The 17182-nt window shown below is 44.3% G+C and carries 17 protein-coding genes; 11 read left to right on the forward strand and 6 right to left on the reverse strand.

Features of this window, described 5'->3' with window-relative positions; genetic code table 11:
* Positions 1 to 885, reverse strand: a complete 885-nt coding sequence (gene dapA / locus GTQ48_RS09245) for a 4-hydroxy-tetrahydrodipicolinate synthase (RefSeq protein ID WP_163106414.1) — start codon at positions 883 to 885, stop codon at positions 1 to 3.
* 178 nt (positions 886 to 1063) lie between these two features.
* Here dapA and GTQ48_RS09250 point away from each other — a divergent pair, with 178 nt between their 5' ends.
* Together GTQ48_RS09250 and bcp are read left to right on the forward strand one after the other, a co-directional pair.
* A complete protein-coding gene (locus tag GTQ48_RS09250; RefSeq protein ID WP_163106415.1) occupies positions 1064 to 1621 on the forward strand; it encodes a glycine cleavage system transcriptional repressor in 558 nt (185 codons plus the stop codon).
* A complete protein-coding gene (gene bcp / locus GTQ48_RS09255; RefSeq protein ID WP_163106416.1) occupies positions 1599 to 2066 on the forward strand; it encodes a thioredoxin-dependent thiol peroxidase in 468 nt (155 codons plus the stop codon). Before GTQ48_RS09250 ends, bcp begins: the two co-directional genes overlap by 23 nt.
* 135 nt (positions 2067 to 2201) lie before the next feature.
* Here bcp and GTQ48_RS09260 read toward each other — a convergent pair whose 3' ends face one another.
* Positions 2202 to 3275 carry an AI-2E family transporter gene (locus tag GTQ48_RS09260; protein WP_032096452.1) on the reverse strand — a complete coding sequence of 358 codons (1074 nt, stop codon included), beginning with the start codon at positions 3273 to 3275 and terminating at the stop codon, positions 2202 to 2204.
* Between the two features lie 333 nt (positions 3276 to 3608).
* On the opposite strand from GTQ48_RS09260, the gene bepA reads away from it, so the two are divergent.
* Positions 3609 to 5072 carry a beta-barrel assembly-enhancing protease gene (bepA, locus tag GTQ48_RS09265; protein ID WP_163106417.1) on the forward strand — a complete coding sequence of 488 codons (1464 nt, stop codon included), beginning with the start codon at positions 3609 to 3611 and terminating at the stop codon, positions 5070 to 5072.
* Positions 5073 to 5080: 8 nt separating this feature from the next.
* On the opposite strand, the gene GTQ48_RS09270 is transcribed toward bepA, so the two are convergent.
* On the reverse strand, positions 5081 to 5668 hold the full coding sequence (locus GTQ48_RS09270) for a TlpA family protein disulfide reductase (protein WP_163106418.1): 588 nt from the start codon (positions 5666 to 5668) through the stop codon (positions 5081 to 5083).
* A 220-nt stretch (positions 5669 to 5888) separates the two neighbouring features.
* Here GTQ48_RS09270 and arsC point away from each other — a divergent pair, with 220 nt between their 5' ends.
* From arsC to GTQ48_RS09285, 3 genes are read left to right on the forward strand one after another with little or no spacing between them, the layout of a single operon-like run.
* Positions 5889 to 6242: an arsenate reductase (glutaredoxin) gene (arsC, locus tag GTQ48_RS09275; RefSeq protein ID WP_163106419.1), complete on the forward strand. Its 354-nt coding sequence runs from the start codon at positions 5889 to 5891 to the stop codon at positions 6240 to 6242.
* Positions 6242 to 6886, forward strand: coding sequence for an NAD(P)H:quinone oxidoreductase (wrbA, locus tag GTQ48_RS09280; protein WP_163106420.1), 645 nt, complete (start codon positions 6242 to 6244; stop codon positions 6884 to 6886). Before arsC ends, wrbA begins: the two co-directional genes overlap by 1 nt.
* Complete coding sequence (locus GTQ48_RS09285) at positions 6876 to 7295, forward strand: DUF2069 domain-containing protein (protein WP_163106421.1); 420 nt, start codon at positions 6876 to 6878, stop codon at positions 7293 to 7295. The genes wrbA and GTQ48_RS09285 overlap by 11 nt, the downstream gene beginning before the upstream one ends.
* 167 nt (positions 7296 to 7462) lie before the next feature.
* On the opposite strand, the gene hda is transcribed toward GTQ48_RS09285, so the two are convergent.
* Positions 7463 to 8200 carry a DnaA regulatory inactivator Hda gene (gene hda / locus GTQ48_RS09290; protein WP_163106422.1) on the reverse strand — a complete coding sequence of 246 codons (738 nt, stop codon included), beginning with the start codon at positions 8198 to 8200 and terminating at the stop codon, positions 7463 to 7465.
* 6 nt (positions 8201 to 8206) lie between these two features.
* Positions 8207 to 9640 carry a DUF2066 domain-containing protein gene (locus tag GTQ48_RS09295; protein WP_239060055.1) on the reverse strand — a complete coding sequence of 478 codons (1434 nt, stop codon included), beginning with the start codon at positions 9638 to 9640 and terminating at the stop codon, positions 8207 to 8209.
* A 418-nt stretch (positions 9641 to 10058) separates the two neighbouring features.
* Between GTQ48_RS09295 and purM the strand changes: the two genes are divergently transcribed.
* From purM to fadE, 4 genes are all read left to right on the forward strand, one after another.
* Positions 10059 to 11102, forward strand: a complete 1044-nt coding sequence (gene purM / locus GTQ48_RS09300; protein ID WP_163106423.1) for a phosphoribosylformylglycinamidine cyclo-ligase — start codon at positions 10059 to 10061, stop codon at positions 11100 to 11102.
* Complete coding sequence (purN, locus tag GTQ48_RS09305; RefSeq protein WP_163106424.1) at positions 11099 to 11749, forward strand: phosphoribosylglycinamide formyltransferase; 651 nt, start codon at positions 11099 to 11101, stop codon at positions 11747 to 11749. Before purM ends, purN begins: the two co-directional genes overlap by 4 nt.
* Positions 11709 to 12461 carry a DUF3108 domain-containing protein gene (locus GTQ48_RS09310; RefSeq protein ID WP_163106425.1) on the forward strand — a complete coding sequence of 251 codons (753 nt, stop codon included), beginning with the start codon at positions 11709 to 11711 and terminating at the stop codon, positions 12459 to 12461. Before purN ends, GTQ48_RS09310 begins: the two co-directional genes overlap by 41 nt.
* 472 nt (positions 12462 to 12933) lie before the next feature.
* A complete protein-coding gene (fadE, locus tag GTQ48_RS09315) occupies positions 12934 to 15396 on the forward strand; it encodes an acyl-CoA dehydrogenase FadE (RefSeq protein WP_163106426.1) in 2463 nt (820 codons plus the stop codon).
* Between the two features lie 240 nt (positions 15397 to 15636).
* Here fadE and GTQ48_RS09320 read toward each other — a convergent pair whose 3' ends face one another.
* Entirely contained in the window at positions 15637 to 16272 is a 636-nt protein-coding gene (locus GTQ48_RS09320; RefSeq protein ID WP_163106427.1) for a response regulator transcription factor, read from the reverse strand.
* 173 nt (positions 16273 to 16445) lie between these two features.
* Here GTQ48_RS09320 and cmoA point away from each other — a divergent pair, with 173 nt between their 5' ends.
* Positions 16446 to 17177: a carboxy-S-adenosyl-L-methionine synthase CmoA gene (gene cmoA, locus GTQ48_RS09325; RefSeq protein WP_163106428.1), complete on the forward strand. Its 732-nt coding sequence runs from the start codon at positions 16446 to 16448 to the stop codon at positions 17175 to 17177.
* Positions 17178 to 17182 lie beyond the last annotated feature (5 nt).

Below are 17182 nucleotides of genomic sequence, written 5' to 3' on the forward strand. Positions count from 1 at the left end.
TTAACCAGAAATCAATGCGTATTTTTGTAATAGTTCTTCGATACGTTTTTGGCTTGATAGTTCCGGCAATACCATTGGTAAACGCATAACTGCGCTTTCCACCATGCCCATTTTGTATAATGCCCACTTAGGCATGACAGGGTTTGGCTCGATAAACAGTTCGCTGTGAAGCAGTTCGATTGTTTTATCAATGTCACGGCATTTATCGAAATCTTTATTAAGCGCAGCCTCACACATTTGTGAAATAGCCTTAGGTGTAATGTTGGCGGTTACGGAAATAACGCCGTGCCCACCTTCACACATAAATTGACTGCTCGTGCCATCGTCACCACTTAAAATAACAAAATCTGAGGGAACTAAAGGCAGAGTTTCTTTTAAGCGAGATATATCGCCTGTGGCATCTTTCAAGCCCACGATATTTTTGTGTACGGCAAGTTCAGCGACAGTTTCAGGCAACATATCGGCAACCGTTCTGCCTGGCACATTATAGAGAATAACGGGCTGTTCGCTCGCATCGGCAATCGCATTGAAATGCGCCACCATGCCCCTTTGTTGAGGTTTGTTATAATACGGAACCACACTTAAGAAGCCGTCAACACCGACTGCGCCAAGTTGTTCTGTAAGAAAAATAGCTTCTGCGGTGGAGTTTGCTCCGCTTCCAGCAATAATGGGGATAGCACCAGACGCCATCGCTACCGTTTCTTTAACCACATTTACGTGTTCGTCAAAGGGAAGTGTCGCTGATTCACCGGTTGTTCCAACTGAAACAATCCCGTGGGTTCCTTGTTCTATATGAAACTTAATGAGTTTCTCTAAAGACTTATAATCTATATCGCCATTTTCGAACATGGGTGTGACGAGTGCGACGTAACTACCAGTAAACATAATCTCTCCGCAAAATGTGAGCGCACATGTTAATTATCTCAGTGCGCAAACACAAGCAGTTGCGCGGGTAAATAGACAAGAATTTGACAATAACTTATGCAATGACGCCAAAAAGGCACTAACTTAACAAAAAACTCTATGCTAACATCCCGCCATTGCTAGGTTTAAAGTGAATTTGATGTCTAAACACCAACTAATCGTTACACTTTTAGGTACAGATAAGAGCGGCATTCTAAGCGAAATAGCCACCGCAGTTTCGCAGGCCCAGTGCAATATTCTCGATAGTCGACAAGCAGTCTATGGGAGGGAGTTTTCTCTCACTATGATTATTGAGGGAAGCCAAAGCGCCATCACAAAGGCTGAATGCACCTTACCCGCGGTTATCCAACGTCTAGATTTGTTATCGATGATGAAGCGGACAAGTCACCACGAAAAACAAAATCTTGCTAATCTGCTCAATGTTGAATTTAGTGGCCAAGACGCGGCGGGACTCATTCAGTCGGTTACTGGCTTTTTTGCCGATCGCGATGCCATCATTAGTGCGTTTAGGCAGCGAACGTACCAAGAGTCAGACCATAACGTTATGCAGTGTAAATTTGTGGTGTCTATTCCCACATCAGAAAGCTTTGAACAACTAGAATCTGATCTAATGACCCTATTTGCTTCGTTAAATGTTACGGGCAAAGTGGTAGACAAACAGAAAAAGGATCCTAATGAAAACACTACAAGCTGGTGATAAAGCACCACAGTTCTCTCTTTTAGACCAAAATGGCGAAACCGTTGCATTGACTGACTTCGCAGGTAAAAAGGTCTTGGTTTATTTTTATCCAAAAGCGATGACGCCAGGATGCACGGTGCAGGCTCAAGGACTTCGTGATATCCAAAGCGAACTTGAAGCGAAAAACGTTGTGGTATTAGGTATTAGTCCTGATGCAGTAAAACGCCTGCCGAAATTTATCGAGAAAGAGAGTCTGAACTTCACCTTATTATCGGACGAAGATCACGCTGTGGCAGATGATTTTGGAGTGTGGGGTCTTAAGAAATTTATGGGCAAAGAATACGACGGCATACATAGATTAACGTTTTTAATCAATGAAGAAGGTACAGTTGAACACGTCTTCAATAAATTCAAAACGAAAGACCACCATATCGTGGTGCTAGACTACTTAAACAATGGCTAATTGCTTACAGCGAAAGCCCGTAGTGTAAAACAAGAGGAATGCGGCGAATTTAAAACTCGCCTGTTTCGAATGTTAAATCGCCAAAATGAAGAAGCCCCTTAATTCAGGGGCTTTTTTTGTACCAGTGCTTCTCTTTTATGCGACTTCTGGCGTCTCTTTTACGGGGTTACTGGACCACGCGGTTATCACTGCCTTGACTAGGGTTGCAAGTGGAATTGCAAAAAACACGCCCCAGAACCCCCACAAACCGCCGAATACCAAAACAGCAATAATGATGTAAAGGGGGTGCAAACTCACTGCTTCAGAGAACAAAAGTGGCACCAGTAGATTGCCATCTAAGCCTTGTATAACGCCGTAAGCTAGCATGAGATACCAAAACTCAGGGCTAATGCCCCACTGAAACATAGCAACAATGGCGACCGGTATGGTAACCACTGCAGCGCCGATGTAAGGAATTAACACAGAAAGCCCCACAAGAACGCCTAACAAGATAGCGTAACGCAAATCCATTAGAACAAACGTCGCGCAGCTAATCACACCTACGATGACAATCTCAATGACCTTACCCCGAATATAATTGGCAATTTGAGAGTTCATTTCGTGACCTACCTGGGTAATTAGCCGCCGCTCTTTTGGAAGCAATCGAGAGATGCTGTCTAAAAAGAACATTTTGTCTTTTAACATGAAAAATATCATTAGGGGTACAAGCACCATGTAAACCAGTAGTGCAGCCACATTAGCAATGTTGCTAAACGACACGGAAATAAGCGTTTCTCCCACTTCAACTAGCTTGTCGTTTAACCCTTCCATCATTTGATGAATTTGGTAAACCTGAACGTAGTCAGGATATTTGTCTGGTAATGTTAAAATCCACTCTTGGGCTTTTTGCCAGATAAGTGGCGTCTCCTGGATAAGGTTAACACTTTGTTTAGAAATAATAGGTACAAGGCCTATTAGCGTAAGAATAGTGATCGTAATAAACCCAAGAAGCACAACGCCGCATGCTATCCCCCTTCCTACTCCCAACTTTATTAATCTGGTCACAGGCCAGTCGAGAAGATACGCGATAACCGCCGCTACCAAAACAGGCATGATCAATTCGCCCCACAGCAATAGAACCGCGGTGCTAAGTAAAATTAAGATAAGCAGCATTGCTGCATCGGGATCGGAAAATTTGCGGCGGTACCATCGACCAAACACGCTAATCATATCAATATCCAGAAAATACAAAGAATAGGACACGCATAATAGTTTATCAGATGGCGAGTTAGCAATAAGTAGTAGATAAGAATCTTTCTAAATCAAACTGGTATGGCATTACTTGCGTACAAAACTGTAAGTAAATGACTTTCAATCGAAGAAAGCGTTTAAGCTAGACGGTTATCGAGCAGCTTGTTCTGAATTGCACATGTAGCAATAACGTAAAGCATGGTGCACAATGATAGCCGCAACTATTAGTGAAATATTCTAAGAAAAATGAAACTGTTTAACCACTTATGGTTCTAACAAAACAGTAAACAACATTGGTACACTTGTAGGTTCATGAGAAAAAAATCATCTGCGCCGTTTATTATTCTTTCTTGCGCTCTTATCCTCAGCTTATCTGCTGTTGCCCAAGATATGAAATACAGCAACAGAAATACGTTACCCGAGATAGGAGTGGTAGCGTCAGACGCCATTTCTCTTGACAAAGAGATGATCATTGGCGACGCAGTCATGCGTCAAATGCGCGGCCAAAGTCCAATTATCGCCGATCCTGTATTAGATGAATATTTGCAGGATTTAGGTAATCGCCTAGTAGTGCATGCAGATAATGCCAAATTCCCCTTCCAATTTTTTTGGGTTAATAACGATGCCATTAACGCATTTGCTTTCTTTGGCGGTCATATTGGTGTTCACGCTGGATTGATGCGACGAGCAGACAATGAGAGTGAACTTGCCTCGGTGCTTGCCCATGAAATATCTCACGTTACCCAGCGTCACATTGCGCGAAGAATGCAAGCACAAAAGCGGGCTTCCCCGCTGGCCCTAGCCTCACTGATAGGTGGTGTGCTTATTGCAATTGCGAACCCTCAAGCAGGCATGGCAGCGATGCAGGCAGGTTCGGCAGCCTCAGCGCAGTTGCAAATAGATTATACAAGGTCTAACGAGCAAGAAGCCGACCGAATTGGAATTGCCATGCTAGCCAGAGCGGGGTTTGATCCCAAAGGTGCGGCGAGCTTTTTCTCGACCATGGCAGAAGAATATAGAATGGTGTCACGACCGCCAGCTAGGTTGTTAACTCACCCTCTAACTGAAACGCGTATTGCTGACGCTAGAAACCGCGCTAATGACTATCCAAGACGCTATTTGCCGATTAACAAGCAGTTTGAATTAGCAAAGGCGCGAATAAAGTCACGCTACTCTTTCGATGCAGATTATTCACTCGAATATTATCAGGCCGCCGTTGAGCAACAAGCGCAGCGAAGCAGAGAAGCTTCTCTGTATGGGCTCACTCTGGCTTATATGCGAAACGAAGAGAACAAGAAAGCCCAGAAGATTTTAGACGAGCTTTTGGAAAAAGACCCAACCAACCTTTTCTATCTCGATGCAGCAACGGACATATATATCGCCCTTGGCGAACCGTTAAAAGCGGTAGAAATGCTCAAGCCTCACGTTACGCATAACCCGCGAAACCAAGTGTTGGCGCTGAATCAAGCGAATGCACTTATAAGCGCCCAAAAATACGACGATGCTATTATACTGCTTAAAGACTTCTTGCTAGTAAAGAAAGATTATCAGGTGGCTTATCAAATGATGAGCGAAGCATATCAAAAAGCGAAACGCTTCTCTCAGATGCATCAAAGTAAAGCGGAAGTGTATGCGCTTTATGGAGCCTACAACAGAGCAGTAGATGAACTGCAATATGCCTACAATTTTGCCGGCGACAATCATTTACAAAAGCAACGCATACGAGCTCGCATTAAGCAGTTTAGAGATCAAGAGGACCGATTAGAGCGGCTTTAATTACGAACCTATGCGGCTTTATTGGCCGCAGTCTTCAACTGTTGAATTCGCTCTCGCAACTCTTGCTCTGATACTTCACCCATGATGGTATCGACGACTTTTCCCTCTGGGCCTACTATGAATGTTGCTGGTAGATACGGTGGCTTCTCCATGGGAAGCACTGTATTTTCAGATGCAAAAATAATAGGCACTTCAATGGTGTATTTATTTGCCATTTCAGTAATCTGTGTGGATGTTTGCCTATCGTAGTTTATCGCAAAAATTAACGTGTCCTCAGGCAGGTTTTTACTAAACGCGTTTAGCTCGGGCATTTCGCGTAAGCACGGCGCACACCAGGGCGCAAAGTAATTGATTACGGTCCACTGCCCTTGTAATTCGCTCCATTGGTAACCTTGGCCACTCACTGTTTCGAAATCACTGCGCTGCGACTGATAAGTGAAAATACCAGCACCTAGCGCGAGTAGCGTTACCACAACGAAGCCTAATGCTTTTACGCTAAACGCTTTTGTTTTCGTTCCTGTTTTTGTATTTCTTTTTGTATCTTTTTTTGAATTAAAGGCTTGTGCTGCTTGGATTGGCTTAAATTTGTTGGCCATACGTGTTTTCCGTAAATTCTTCGTCAATATGGGTGCGAGCAATATGTTTTCGTTTCTAATTCTTCGGTGCTTTTCAGAGTCTACAGGCACTGTTAAGGGTTTAAAGTAGTACGAAACCTGAATGGCGTTCAACATTTTTCGCCTTCTCACTGATTATTGCTTGAAAACAAAAATCAAAAGCGCAATAGTCTGCGCAAAATATCAAAGTAAGGCTTTATTCATGACTCAAGTTACTATCATCCACAATCCGCGCTGTTCTAAAAGCAGACAAACCTTGGCATTGCTAGAAGAAAATGGCATTACGCCCAACGTTATTGAATATTTGAAAACTCCGCTGAGCCTTGATGAAATCACATCAATATTTAAAAAACTTAACGTTGAATCGGTTCGCCACATGATGCGTACCAAGGAAACAGAATACAAAGAAGCAAAATTGATGAATGCGGACGTCGACGACCATGCTTTATTACAGGCAATGGTTACTACACCTAAATTAATTGAGCGCCCTATTGTGATAAACGGAGACCACGCTCGCATTGGTCGTCCACCTGAAAATGTATTGGAAATAGTATAGTGAAACCCGTTCTTGTTCTTTATTACAGTCGCCATGGAAGCACCAAGCGCCTGGCTGACGCCATTGCACAAGGTATTACCTCCACCGATGTTCCTGTTATTGTCCGTACTGTGCCTGGCTTAAAAGTTGAGGAGCAAGACCAGGATGGTAGCGCTGTCATTGCGACCGGTGATCCTGAACTGGATGTGCCTGTGGTGTCATTGCAAGAGTTAGAAAATTGCAGCGCCCTTGCACTGGGAAGCCCTACCCGTTTTGGCAATATGGCAGCGCCGATGAAACACTTTTTAGACACAACCAGTAAGTTGTGGCTCAAAGGCTCGCTCATTGACAAACCAGCCTGCGTATTTACCTCATCTTCCTCCATGCACGGTGGTCAGGAGTCTACGCTACTTTCCATGATGATCCCGCTTTTACACCATGGCATGGTGCTATGTGGTTTGCCCTACAGTGAGCCTGAGCTTCATACCACCACAACCGGCGGCAGTCCTTACGGCGTTACGCACGTGGCGCATTCCAACCTAAAAAGTTCAAATCAATTGAGCGACGACGAGAAGTCACTGTGTATGGCACAAGGCAAACGCTTGGCTTCATTTGCTCAACAACTTTATACACCTACACATTCGGAGAATGAGAATGGCATCTGATACGCGCTTTTTTCGCTATTTAGCGCTCGTAAGCCACACCCTACTGATAATATGGCTTACGTTATGGCAATTTACCTTTACCAAGGTACACACCTACTCGCCTACGTTTATTGTGCTGATTTATCTGTTGCCTTTACTGTTGCCTTATCGCGGCGTATTGAAAGGCAAACCCTATACTCATGCATGGGCGAACTTTGTCGTACTGTTTTACCTTATTCACGCTTGCACCGTGGTGTATGCAGTACCCGCTGAGCGTTGGTATGGCGTTGTTGAGTTAGTGCTTTGCACCACTATGTTTGTTGGTTGTGCAGCATTTGCAAGAAAACGAGGTCGCGAACTTGGTTTGGGTATCAAAAAACTGAAAGAAGAAATGCAGGAAGAAAAAGAGTATTTCGAGCAACAGAAATAGTGGGTTTACTTAGAACTAGTTTGTTTACTCAACAAAGAGCGGCGTTTCAACGCATACCCTAAATGTGCAAGTGGGTACGTTTAGGTGTAGGTATTCGTTTTAGTGTGGCTCAGCATGTGACGCTGGAAACGCTGCTCAACATAAATGGTTTCTTCCATTAAAGGGTATTATTGAATGCCTAACTCTCGTTTTACCATGGCCACCGACAATCGCTTTTGTTCCTGTAAGGAGCGTGTGTCGAGCCGCCCCAGCAGCGTCATTAAACTTTTCAAATCTCGTTCACTGTGATGAAGTAGAAAATTCAGGGCCTGGTTAGATAACTTAAGCCCTCTTTCTAATGCTCTAATTCGAACCGCCCTTTCTCTGCCATCATCCCCAAGTGGATTGATGTGATAGATAACGCCCCACGCTAAGCGCGAACGTAAATCAGGCAGAGAAAATGCCGGGTTTGAAGGGCCTAAATGACTGGTACACAGCACGAGAGTGTCTTGGGTCTCCACCACTCTATTGAGTAGGTCAAATAACGCTTCTTCCCATTCTGCATCTCCCGCAATGGCATGAACGTTGTCTAGAGCAATTAGCGATAAGTTTTCGAGACCATCGAAAATATCATGAGACCACGCTTGATAATCATTGAGGTTTAAATACAGGTGATTCACTTGTTTGTTTGCAAGCTGGTGACACGCTGCAAATAACAAGTGACTTTTCCCCGCACTGCTTGCACCCAGTAAGGTAACAAGGGGAAGTTTGAGAGATACGAGTTGCCCCAATGAGGACGAGTTACGCCAGCTTGGTAACGCATCAACAATATCAGTTAACAAAGTGACTATTTCTTCATTACCATCACCCACGAAACTATCGAAGTTCTCATCAATGGGCAGCGTCACAGGTAAAGGTAATTGCATAAATAGTTAGTTATTCCAATAGAAACTGAAACCTTCTACGGGCTGGCCGTAGGCATCAGCTACAGGTCTGAGTTTTGCTTCGAGGCCAACCGTATTCATAAGGTCTTCTGTCGTACCAATAAGCGTAATGGAAAACGTTGCGACTGTACCTCGCTGGGCCTTAAGAGATGCACTTTCAACTACGCTTAGCGTGGTAAGATAGCGACTTACAGCGGCATAACTTTCAATGGTTCCAACGTTCGCAATAGATATCTCAAGCACTTCACGGTTCGCCTTATCAACGCCAACGACAGCATATTGCGACGATAGGTAGTCCGCATAGGCATCCATCAGTGCGTTACCAAGTTCAGCGGGTGAATCAGCATAAATACTGCCGTAACTCACGCTTTCTTTACTGATAAAAACCCAATCAAGCCCGAAATCTCCCTCTTCAGACTGCTCGGCATACGCTTCAAATTCGTCCATGGTAAAGGGTTTGATCGTTGGTTTAACTTTTTTCACACCTGACTCACTCACTCCGTCGGTGGTGTCGTTGTAAGTGTTAGTGTCGCCTGTCTGTTCACCTTGGCTATTACTTACATAGCCACCCTCTTCAACAAGCTCTTTGTTATTGCTGCCATAGTTATCTGACTCGTCAGACATGTGTTCAAATTGCGTACTTTCTTCGCCACTTGAATTGCTGTTCGGGTTGCCGTTTGGGTTACTGTTTGAATTGAGGGCCGCATTCGGCTCAGCGTTGGGTAGGTCCGGAATAAAGGACGAATCGTTTTTATATACTCGAGCGGCGATAATGTTGTCTACGCTGTATCTGCGAGAAGCTTCTCGAACGGGCTCAACAAAACGTCCCCACACATCGTAAGTAGTAATGTTGACGTTATCTGTTAAATCCATAAGAGGAAGACTTAACGGTAACCCCCTTTCTTGTGCGGTGGTTCTCAGCGCTTCTGCGATTGGAAAATCTAAAGACTCGTCAATAATAAGCTTGTTTTCATTGTCGTCTTTCACCGCTAGCCATATTAGCGTCTCAGGCCTTCTGTCGCCCCACAGGGGCAACATTTCACGTTGTAGAATTTCACCTACTTTAGTGCTATCAAATTCAGCAACATAATAGGTTTCGCTACCTTCATAGGAATAGCGATAAGACCGAAGCAAAGACTGAGGTGAAGATAGTGCGGCTTTTACGCCGGGATTTCTAAGGGATTCAGTAGACCCAGACATCTTCAAAAACACCTCTCGCAATGCTTGTTTGGCTGCTTTTTGTTGAGCGCGAGAGCTCTGATCTTCGACAAGGATCTTCGCTTCATTCACAACTATTCTCTGGGTAGCGCTTGCGACGAAAGAAGCGCAGACGAGAGTAAAACCGACTGCAAACGTCAGTAGTAAAGAAGGGTACGGTTTCATCAAGTTATTCGTTCCGGCGAGTGAGAATGCCCTACTCATTGTCAATGTTAATGCTCCATCTTTGTTGTATTTCTGTCTTAACAGTTTACTATCAGCTGCTTGCTATCAAATCTTTGCTTACAACTCCCTGCTCACAATTCCGCTATCAACAACTACGCTGCCAACGCCCTGATGTTCAAGTGTGCATCAACACGGTGCTTACAAACAAGCGTTGATGCTAATGACTAAATACATGCCGATATCCATAAAAAAATAGTGATAACGTGCCAGCGGTACGTCCATTCTCTTTTATATTGGGTTTTATTTCATCCTTAAACCAATAAATATTTTAATCGCCTGCTAGGCCGTGGAGAGGATAATCCGAAAAAAGGCCATAAAATCACCGCTACAAATTGGACTTGTGTCAACTAACTGGTAGAATCCGCGGTTTTCTACCTCTTAGTTCCAGGGCCCAACCGTGAGCGAAAATAAAACCTCTTTAAGCTACAAAGACGCAGGCGTAGATATTGACGCAGGAAATCAACTTGTAGAGCGCATCAAATCAGTCACTAAAAAAACCCACCGACCTGAAGTAAAAGGTAATTTAGGTGGTTTTGGCGCGTTATGTGAGTTACCTACTAAATACAAAAAACCACTGCTTGTTTCTGGAACCGATGGCGTAGGTACTAAGCTTCGCGTGGCTATGGACGCGAATCGCCATGATGGCGTAGGTATTGACCTAGTAGCCATGTGTGTTAACGACCTCATTGTTCAAGGCGCAGAGCCGCTGTTCTTTCTGGATTATTACGCGACAGGCAAGTTAGATATCGATGTTGCAGCGTCGGTAGTGACTGGTATTGGCGCAGGCTGTGAACTAGCAGGCTGTGCACTTATTGGTGGTGAAACCGCTGAAATGCCTGGAATGTATCACGGCGGTGACTACGATATTGCTGGATTCTGTGTAGGTGTTGTTGAAGCAGAAAAAGTCATTGACGGAACAACCGTTAAGCCAGGGCAAAAGTTGATAGCCTTGGGCTCATCAGGCCCCCACTCTAACGGGTACTCGTTAGTGCGTAAAATTATAGAAGTGAGTCAAGCCGACGTTGATGCCGAGTTAAACGGCAAGCCTATTATCGATCACCTTCTTGAGCCCACACGCATCTATGTTAAGTCTGTGCTTGCCCTGTTAGAGCAAATTAAAGTGAGTGCAATCTCCCATATTACCGGTGGCGGCTTCTGGGAAAATATTCCTCGTGTGCTTCCTGACGATGCAAAAGTTGTTATTGACGAAAGCACTTGGGAATGGCCAGAGATTTTTTCTTGGTTACAAACTCAAGGTAATGTCACTCGTCATGAAATGTATCGCACCTTTAACTGCGGCGTTGGCTTGGTTATCGTTGTTGACGAAGGCGATGTTGAGAGCTCACTGGAAATACTAAACAGTCAGGGTGAGAATGCATGGCTTATTGGTGCCATCGAAGCAAAAGATAGCGACGGTGAACAAGTAGAGATAAACGGGTGAGCAGCACTGTGACAAAACTTTGCGTACTCATTTCTGGTAATGGTAGTAATTTGCAGGCGATTATCGATGCAATTGCTGCCGGCCGACTCAATGCCGTAGTAAGCGGCGTTATCAGTAACCGTCCAAATGCTTATGGCTTAGAGCGGGCAGCAGATGCCGGTATCGAGGCCATCTGTCTTGACCACACCGACTTTGATGACAGAGCCTCCTACGATGCCGCTTTAAGAGCGCAGATTGAGGCCTTCGGTGCAGATTGTGTGGTACTTGCAGGTTTCATGCGAATACTCACACCCGAATTTGTTGATGCATTCGCTGGAAAATTAGTGAACATTCATCCATCATTGTTGCCTAAGTACAAAGGTTTACATACACATCAGCGTGCTATCGATAACGGTGACGAGGAACACGGGGTTAGTGTTCACTTTGTGACACCAGAACTCGACGGCGGCCCTGTTATTATTCAATGCAGAGTGCCAGTGTTTGAAGATGACGTTGCAAGCGACTTAGCTGAGCGTGTACAGGAGCAAGAGAGGCGTATTTACCCTCTTGTTCTGGGCTGGTTTAGCGCAGGCAGGTTATCGATGCGAGACAATAAGGCTATCTTAGATGAGCAAGAGCTTCCAGAAACAGGTTATGCGAACGAGTAATGCGCGAGCAAAAAACGTATTAGCGACGCTATTTATCTCCTTGAGTGCGGTATCAGCGAATGCATTCGCTGATACCTCGCTGTCTATTGAACCCTATAAAGCCACCTATACAGCTTATAAATGGGGTGACGATGTGGGTCAAGCCTCCATCGAGCTCTCCCAATTAGGCGAAGAAAAATATTCGCTTATTTATACTTCTAAAGTATCGAAGTTTTTCCTCTCTGATAAACGCAGTGAACATTCAATATTTCTAATTCAGGGCGATAATATCGTACCATCTGAGTACTATTATAGCCGCTCGGGTACCGGCCCAGATAAATCATTAGAAGTGTCTTTCAGTCATCAGGGTAACGGCAAAATAACCGTTGATAATGGCAATGCATTTGAATGGGATGGAGAATTTGATAATCAAATTTACCGTTTAGATCTAGCCAAACAACTGGCTAAAGGTGAAACGTCACTGACTTACGACTTTATTAATTATCGTGGTCAGCGTCGTCAATACGGCGTTGAGGTTGTAGACAACGAAACGTTGAAATTACCTTACGGCGATTTAAAGACAGTGAAAGTGAAATTAATCCGCGATTCTAGAAAGCGCGAAACTTTTGCTTGGTTTGCACCTTCATTAGACTATGCCCTGGTTAGATTACAACAATTTAAAGAAGGCGAAGAACAAGGCGATATCAAATTAAAAGCATTTGAAACGCTTTAGCTCATTGTTTTACATGGGGCCAAGCTTTGTCTAGTTCGCCTTGGCAATTGGGCTTAAGTCAATGAGCCCTGAATGAACTTTGAATAAGTTTTTAGCTTACCTCTTTTCCCCTCCAAAGGCCGCTATCTGCGGCCTTTTTCAATCATTGCGCTGTTATTATCGTAAATTGGACTTTACCAAAGGGGCATAATTTAAGGCGGCACATCCCCATCATCGCTGTGGGTTTTGATCTGAATTTTTCAGTAACCGCTATACTTTAATTAACCGCCTATTATTTACGCCGTGATTAGTAGATTATTCATGTAATAATCTTGATCTTTCGGCCATTAAATAATACGTTTAGGGCATGCTGGTCTGACCTCAAAATGCAGTTAAAAGAACATGGCATTAGGCAACTAAACACGAGCAAACCAAGCTCCATCGTTCAAAATGTCAGACAAGTGTATTATTCAAGGCCTTTCAGGAGTGATGTATGGCAGATTTTATATGGTTTTTACTGGTCGTTGTGACACTAGCAGTCGCTAGCTATCAGCGCACTAGCTTGGTAACAGCAGTTGCCATGGGTGCAGGCGTCATGGTTTTAGGCACCTTTTTTGGTGACATTGGCCTTTTAGGCTGGGTAGTGTATTTAGCACTCACACTCCCTTTCACGCTGTCGAATATTAGACAACAGCACATCTCGACGAAATTATTGGCATTCTATCGCAAGGTAATGCCTGAAATGTCGAGTACTGAACAAGAAGCTATCGATGCCGGTACTGTCTGGTGGGATGGCGATATATTCAGTGGTAAGCCAGATTGGGACAAGCTACACCGCATCCCTAAAGGCCGTTTAACAGCAGAAGAACAGGCGTTCCTAGACGGACCATGCGAAGAAGTATGTTCTATGGTGGACGAATGGCAAATCAACCATAAAGACGCCGACCTGCCTCCTGAAATTTGGCAGTTCCTTAAAGATCATAAATTCTTCGCTATGATCATTAAGAAAGAATATGGCGGTTTAGATTTCTCGGCATTTGCTCAGTCTCGTGTTTTACAGAAGCTGGCAGGTGTGAGTGCTGTCCTTTCAAGTACGGTAGGTGTACCCAATTCATTAGGTCCAGGTGAGCTACTACAGCACTATGGTACTAAAGAGCAGCAAGACCATTATTTACCCAGACTTGCCGCTGGTGACGAAATTCCATGTTTCGCGCTGACGGGTCCAGAAGCGGGCTCAGATGCAGGCGCTATTCCAGACGTTGGTATAGTGTGTAAGGGCGAATTCAATGGTGAAGAAGTGTTAGGTATGCGCCTTACATTTAGTAAGCGTTATATCACCCTCGCACCAGTTGCTACGGTTATTGGCCTTGCATTTAAATTGAAAGATCCAGATGGTTTACTTGGCGATAATGCCGACCCAGGCATTACCTGTGCGCTTATTCCTCGCGATACGAAGGGGTTAGAAATTGGTCGTCGTCACTTCCCACTTAATACACCATTTCAAAATGGTCCGGTGAAGGGCAACGATATTTTCGTCCCTATTGACTACATCATCGGTGGGCCTTCAATGGCTGGTCGCGGATGGCGTATGCTGATGGAATGCTTGTCTGTTGGTCGTTGTATTACCCTACCTTCTTCTGCTGCAGGCGGCGCTAAATCAGTATCGCTTGCTACAGGTGCTTATGCGCGAATTCGTCGCCAGTTCCGTATGCCAGTTGGTCATATGGAAGGCGTTGAAGAGATGCTAGCACGCATTGGTGGTAATGCTTACTTGATGGACGGCGTAACCCGCTTTTCAACGGTGGGTGTAGACCTTGGCGAGAAGCCTTCTGTTATCTCAGCGATATGTAAATACCATTTGACGGAAAAAATGCGTCAAGTCATGGACGATTCCATGGACGTTCATGGTGGTAAAGGCGTTATGCTTGGCCCCAATAACTACCTAGGTCGTGGGTATCAAGGCGTTCCCATTTCAATCACGGTTGAGGGCGCAAATATTCTTACCCGCAACATGATGATATTCGGCCAAGGAGCAATGCGCTGTCATCCATTTGTGTTGAAAGAACTTCAAGCTGCTGCAATTGAAGATAAGAAAGACGCACTTGTTGCTTTCGACAAAGCCGTATTCGGACACATTGGTTTTGCGGTAGCAAATACTGTTCGCAGTATTTGGTTCTCGCTAACGAATGGAGCATTCAGCAGTGCCCCATTTACCGACGAAACAGCACGCTATTACAAACTAATGCAAGGTTACAGTGCAAACTTAGCGCTACTAACAGATGTGTCTATGGGTGTACTTGGTGGCGATCTTAAACGTCGCGAACGTTTGTCTGCTCGATTGGGCGACATTCTAAGCGGTATCTATATGGGTAGCACAACGCTGAAGCGCTTCGATGAAGACGGTCGTTTAAAAGAAGACCTTCCTCTTCTACATTGGGCAATGCAAAACACATTGCACGATATAGAAACGGCTATCGAAGACTTCCTTGCGAACTTCCCTAACAGAGCCATTGCAGTAGCATTACGCGTGATGGTGCTTCCTGTAGGACGTCGTGTTGGTAAACCTTCAGATAAAACTGAACATGCGATTGCTAAAATGCTTCAGACGCCGTCATCAGCACGTAGCCGTCTAGGTTATGGTCAATACCTAAGCCGTGAAGACGGTAGCCTGTTCGGCGACCTTGAGCAAACGCTTGATGATGTGTTGCTAAGCGAGCCTGTGTTTGACCGCATTTGTAAGCATAAGAAAGCAAAACTTCCATTTACTCGTTTGGACGTGTTAGCAGACGAAGCCTTAGCTGAAGGTATTATTGATAAAGCTGAAGCTGAGTTACTGCACAAAACGGAAGCCGGAAGACTGCGCACTATTAACGTTGACGACTTTGACCATGAAGAACTTGTGGCCAAGATAAATTCAACAAGTGCCGCGAAGAAACGTAGCGGCAAGGCTGCATAGTTTATCGCTTTAGCTATTTCGCTTTAAAAACAAGGTCGCTACTACAGCGGCCTTTTTTATCTTTGTATTTTAATCCCTGTTCCTTACTTGAGACATAAAGTGAGAAACACAAAAAAACCGAACGCAAAGTTCGGTTTTTTTATAACGGTCTCGCTAATAGACTCACGCCAAATTGGCTTTGATCTCATTTCAATTTAAGGATTAGCCGCGCACTTTTTAGCTCAAATGCTAGCTCTTATATTAGCTTAGCTGAAGTTTATCCATCAATAACACCGCTTGAGTACGAGTATTAATCTCTAACTTGCGAAGTATTGCGCTTATATGCGCTTTAATAGTGGCCTCAGTCACGTTCATCTCATGAGCAATTTGCTTATTCATAAGACCCGCACGCAAGTATGAGAGTACTTGAATTTGCTTAGGCGTTAATTCTCTGAATCTTTGCAGCAATACTTTAAGCTCGTCGTCCACTTTTTCAAGTTGCTCTTCAACGCCATCAGGTAGCCACTTTTTGCCAGCAATCATATCTACAATAGCTTGCGCAACCTCTCTTGTTGCAGATACTTTAGGAATAAAGCCCTGAGCACCTAAACTCATTACCTGAGCAACAACTTCAACACTATCGCTACCTGAGATAACGCCAACTGGGATATTCGGGTATTGCTCTCTCAGCGTAATTAACCCATTGAAGTATTCGCCACCAGGCATATTCAAATCGAGAAGTACAAGCTTGATATCATCATATTCGCTAAGTCTGTCTTGGGCAGTCTCTAGGCTTTCCGCTTCAACGATTTGAGCATTCTCGAAATAAGGGGTAAGCGCACCACTCAATGCTTCTCGAAACAACGGATGATCGTCTGCAATTAAGATTCTAGTCATTAACGTACTACGTCCTTTTTATAATATGAGTATAGATTAATACTTTAGACTAGTTACTAAAACCCCTTAACCGCAAAAAACCTGCAAATTCAGTATATATTTTACGTTTTGGTTTGGCATTTTCGTTTCAAACGGTAAAATTGAGCGTCCAGATTCAAAACCAAGAGAAATACGTGAAGAAACACGACAACATTTTTGCCGCCCCGCTGAACAAAGTCACCGACTTTAAATTTGATGAGTCAGTGGTTGATGTGTTTCCCGATATGATTCAACGCTCGGTGCCGGGCTATGAATCTATTATTCACGCTATTGGTGAACTTGCTGCAATGAAAGTAACCGATGGTAGCCGTGTTTATGACTTGGGCTGCTCTCTTGGCGCAGCAAGTTTATCGGTGGCAAGAGCAACAGAAAACAAAACCTGTGAAATCATCGGCATTGATAGCTCTGAGGCAATGGTTGACCGCTGCAAGCGGGTTGTTCAAACCTTTTCATTGCCAAACCCTGTTAGAGTTGAACAAGGAATGGCCCAGGACATTCGGATAGATAATGCATCTATGGTGATAATGAATTTCACTTTGCAGTTTATTCCCCCTGCGGATAGGGAGAGTCTGCTTAAACGAATTTTTGACGGCTTGAATCCTGGGGGCATACTGGTTTTATCTGAAAAAATTCGCCACCCTTCAGTGGCTGGAAATGAGCTTTTAATCGACTTACATCATCAATTTAAGCGTGATAATGGCTACAGCGAGTTAGAAGTCAGTCAAAAACGTGCCTCGCTAGAAAAGGTCATGTTGACCGATACGTATGCAGAGCATGAGCAAAGGCTCAGCAACGCGGGGTTTGACGAGGTAGTGATGTGGTTTAAGTGCTACAACTTCACCTCTATTGTTGCCCTTAAGCAATAGGTGTA

Origin of the sequence: Alteromonas genovensis (genome assembly GCF_010500895.1) — a bacterium.
GTDB classification, from domain to species: domain Bacteria; phylum Pseudomonadota; class Gammaproteobacteria; order Enterobacterales; family Alteromonadaceae; genus Alteromonas; species Alteromonas genovensis.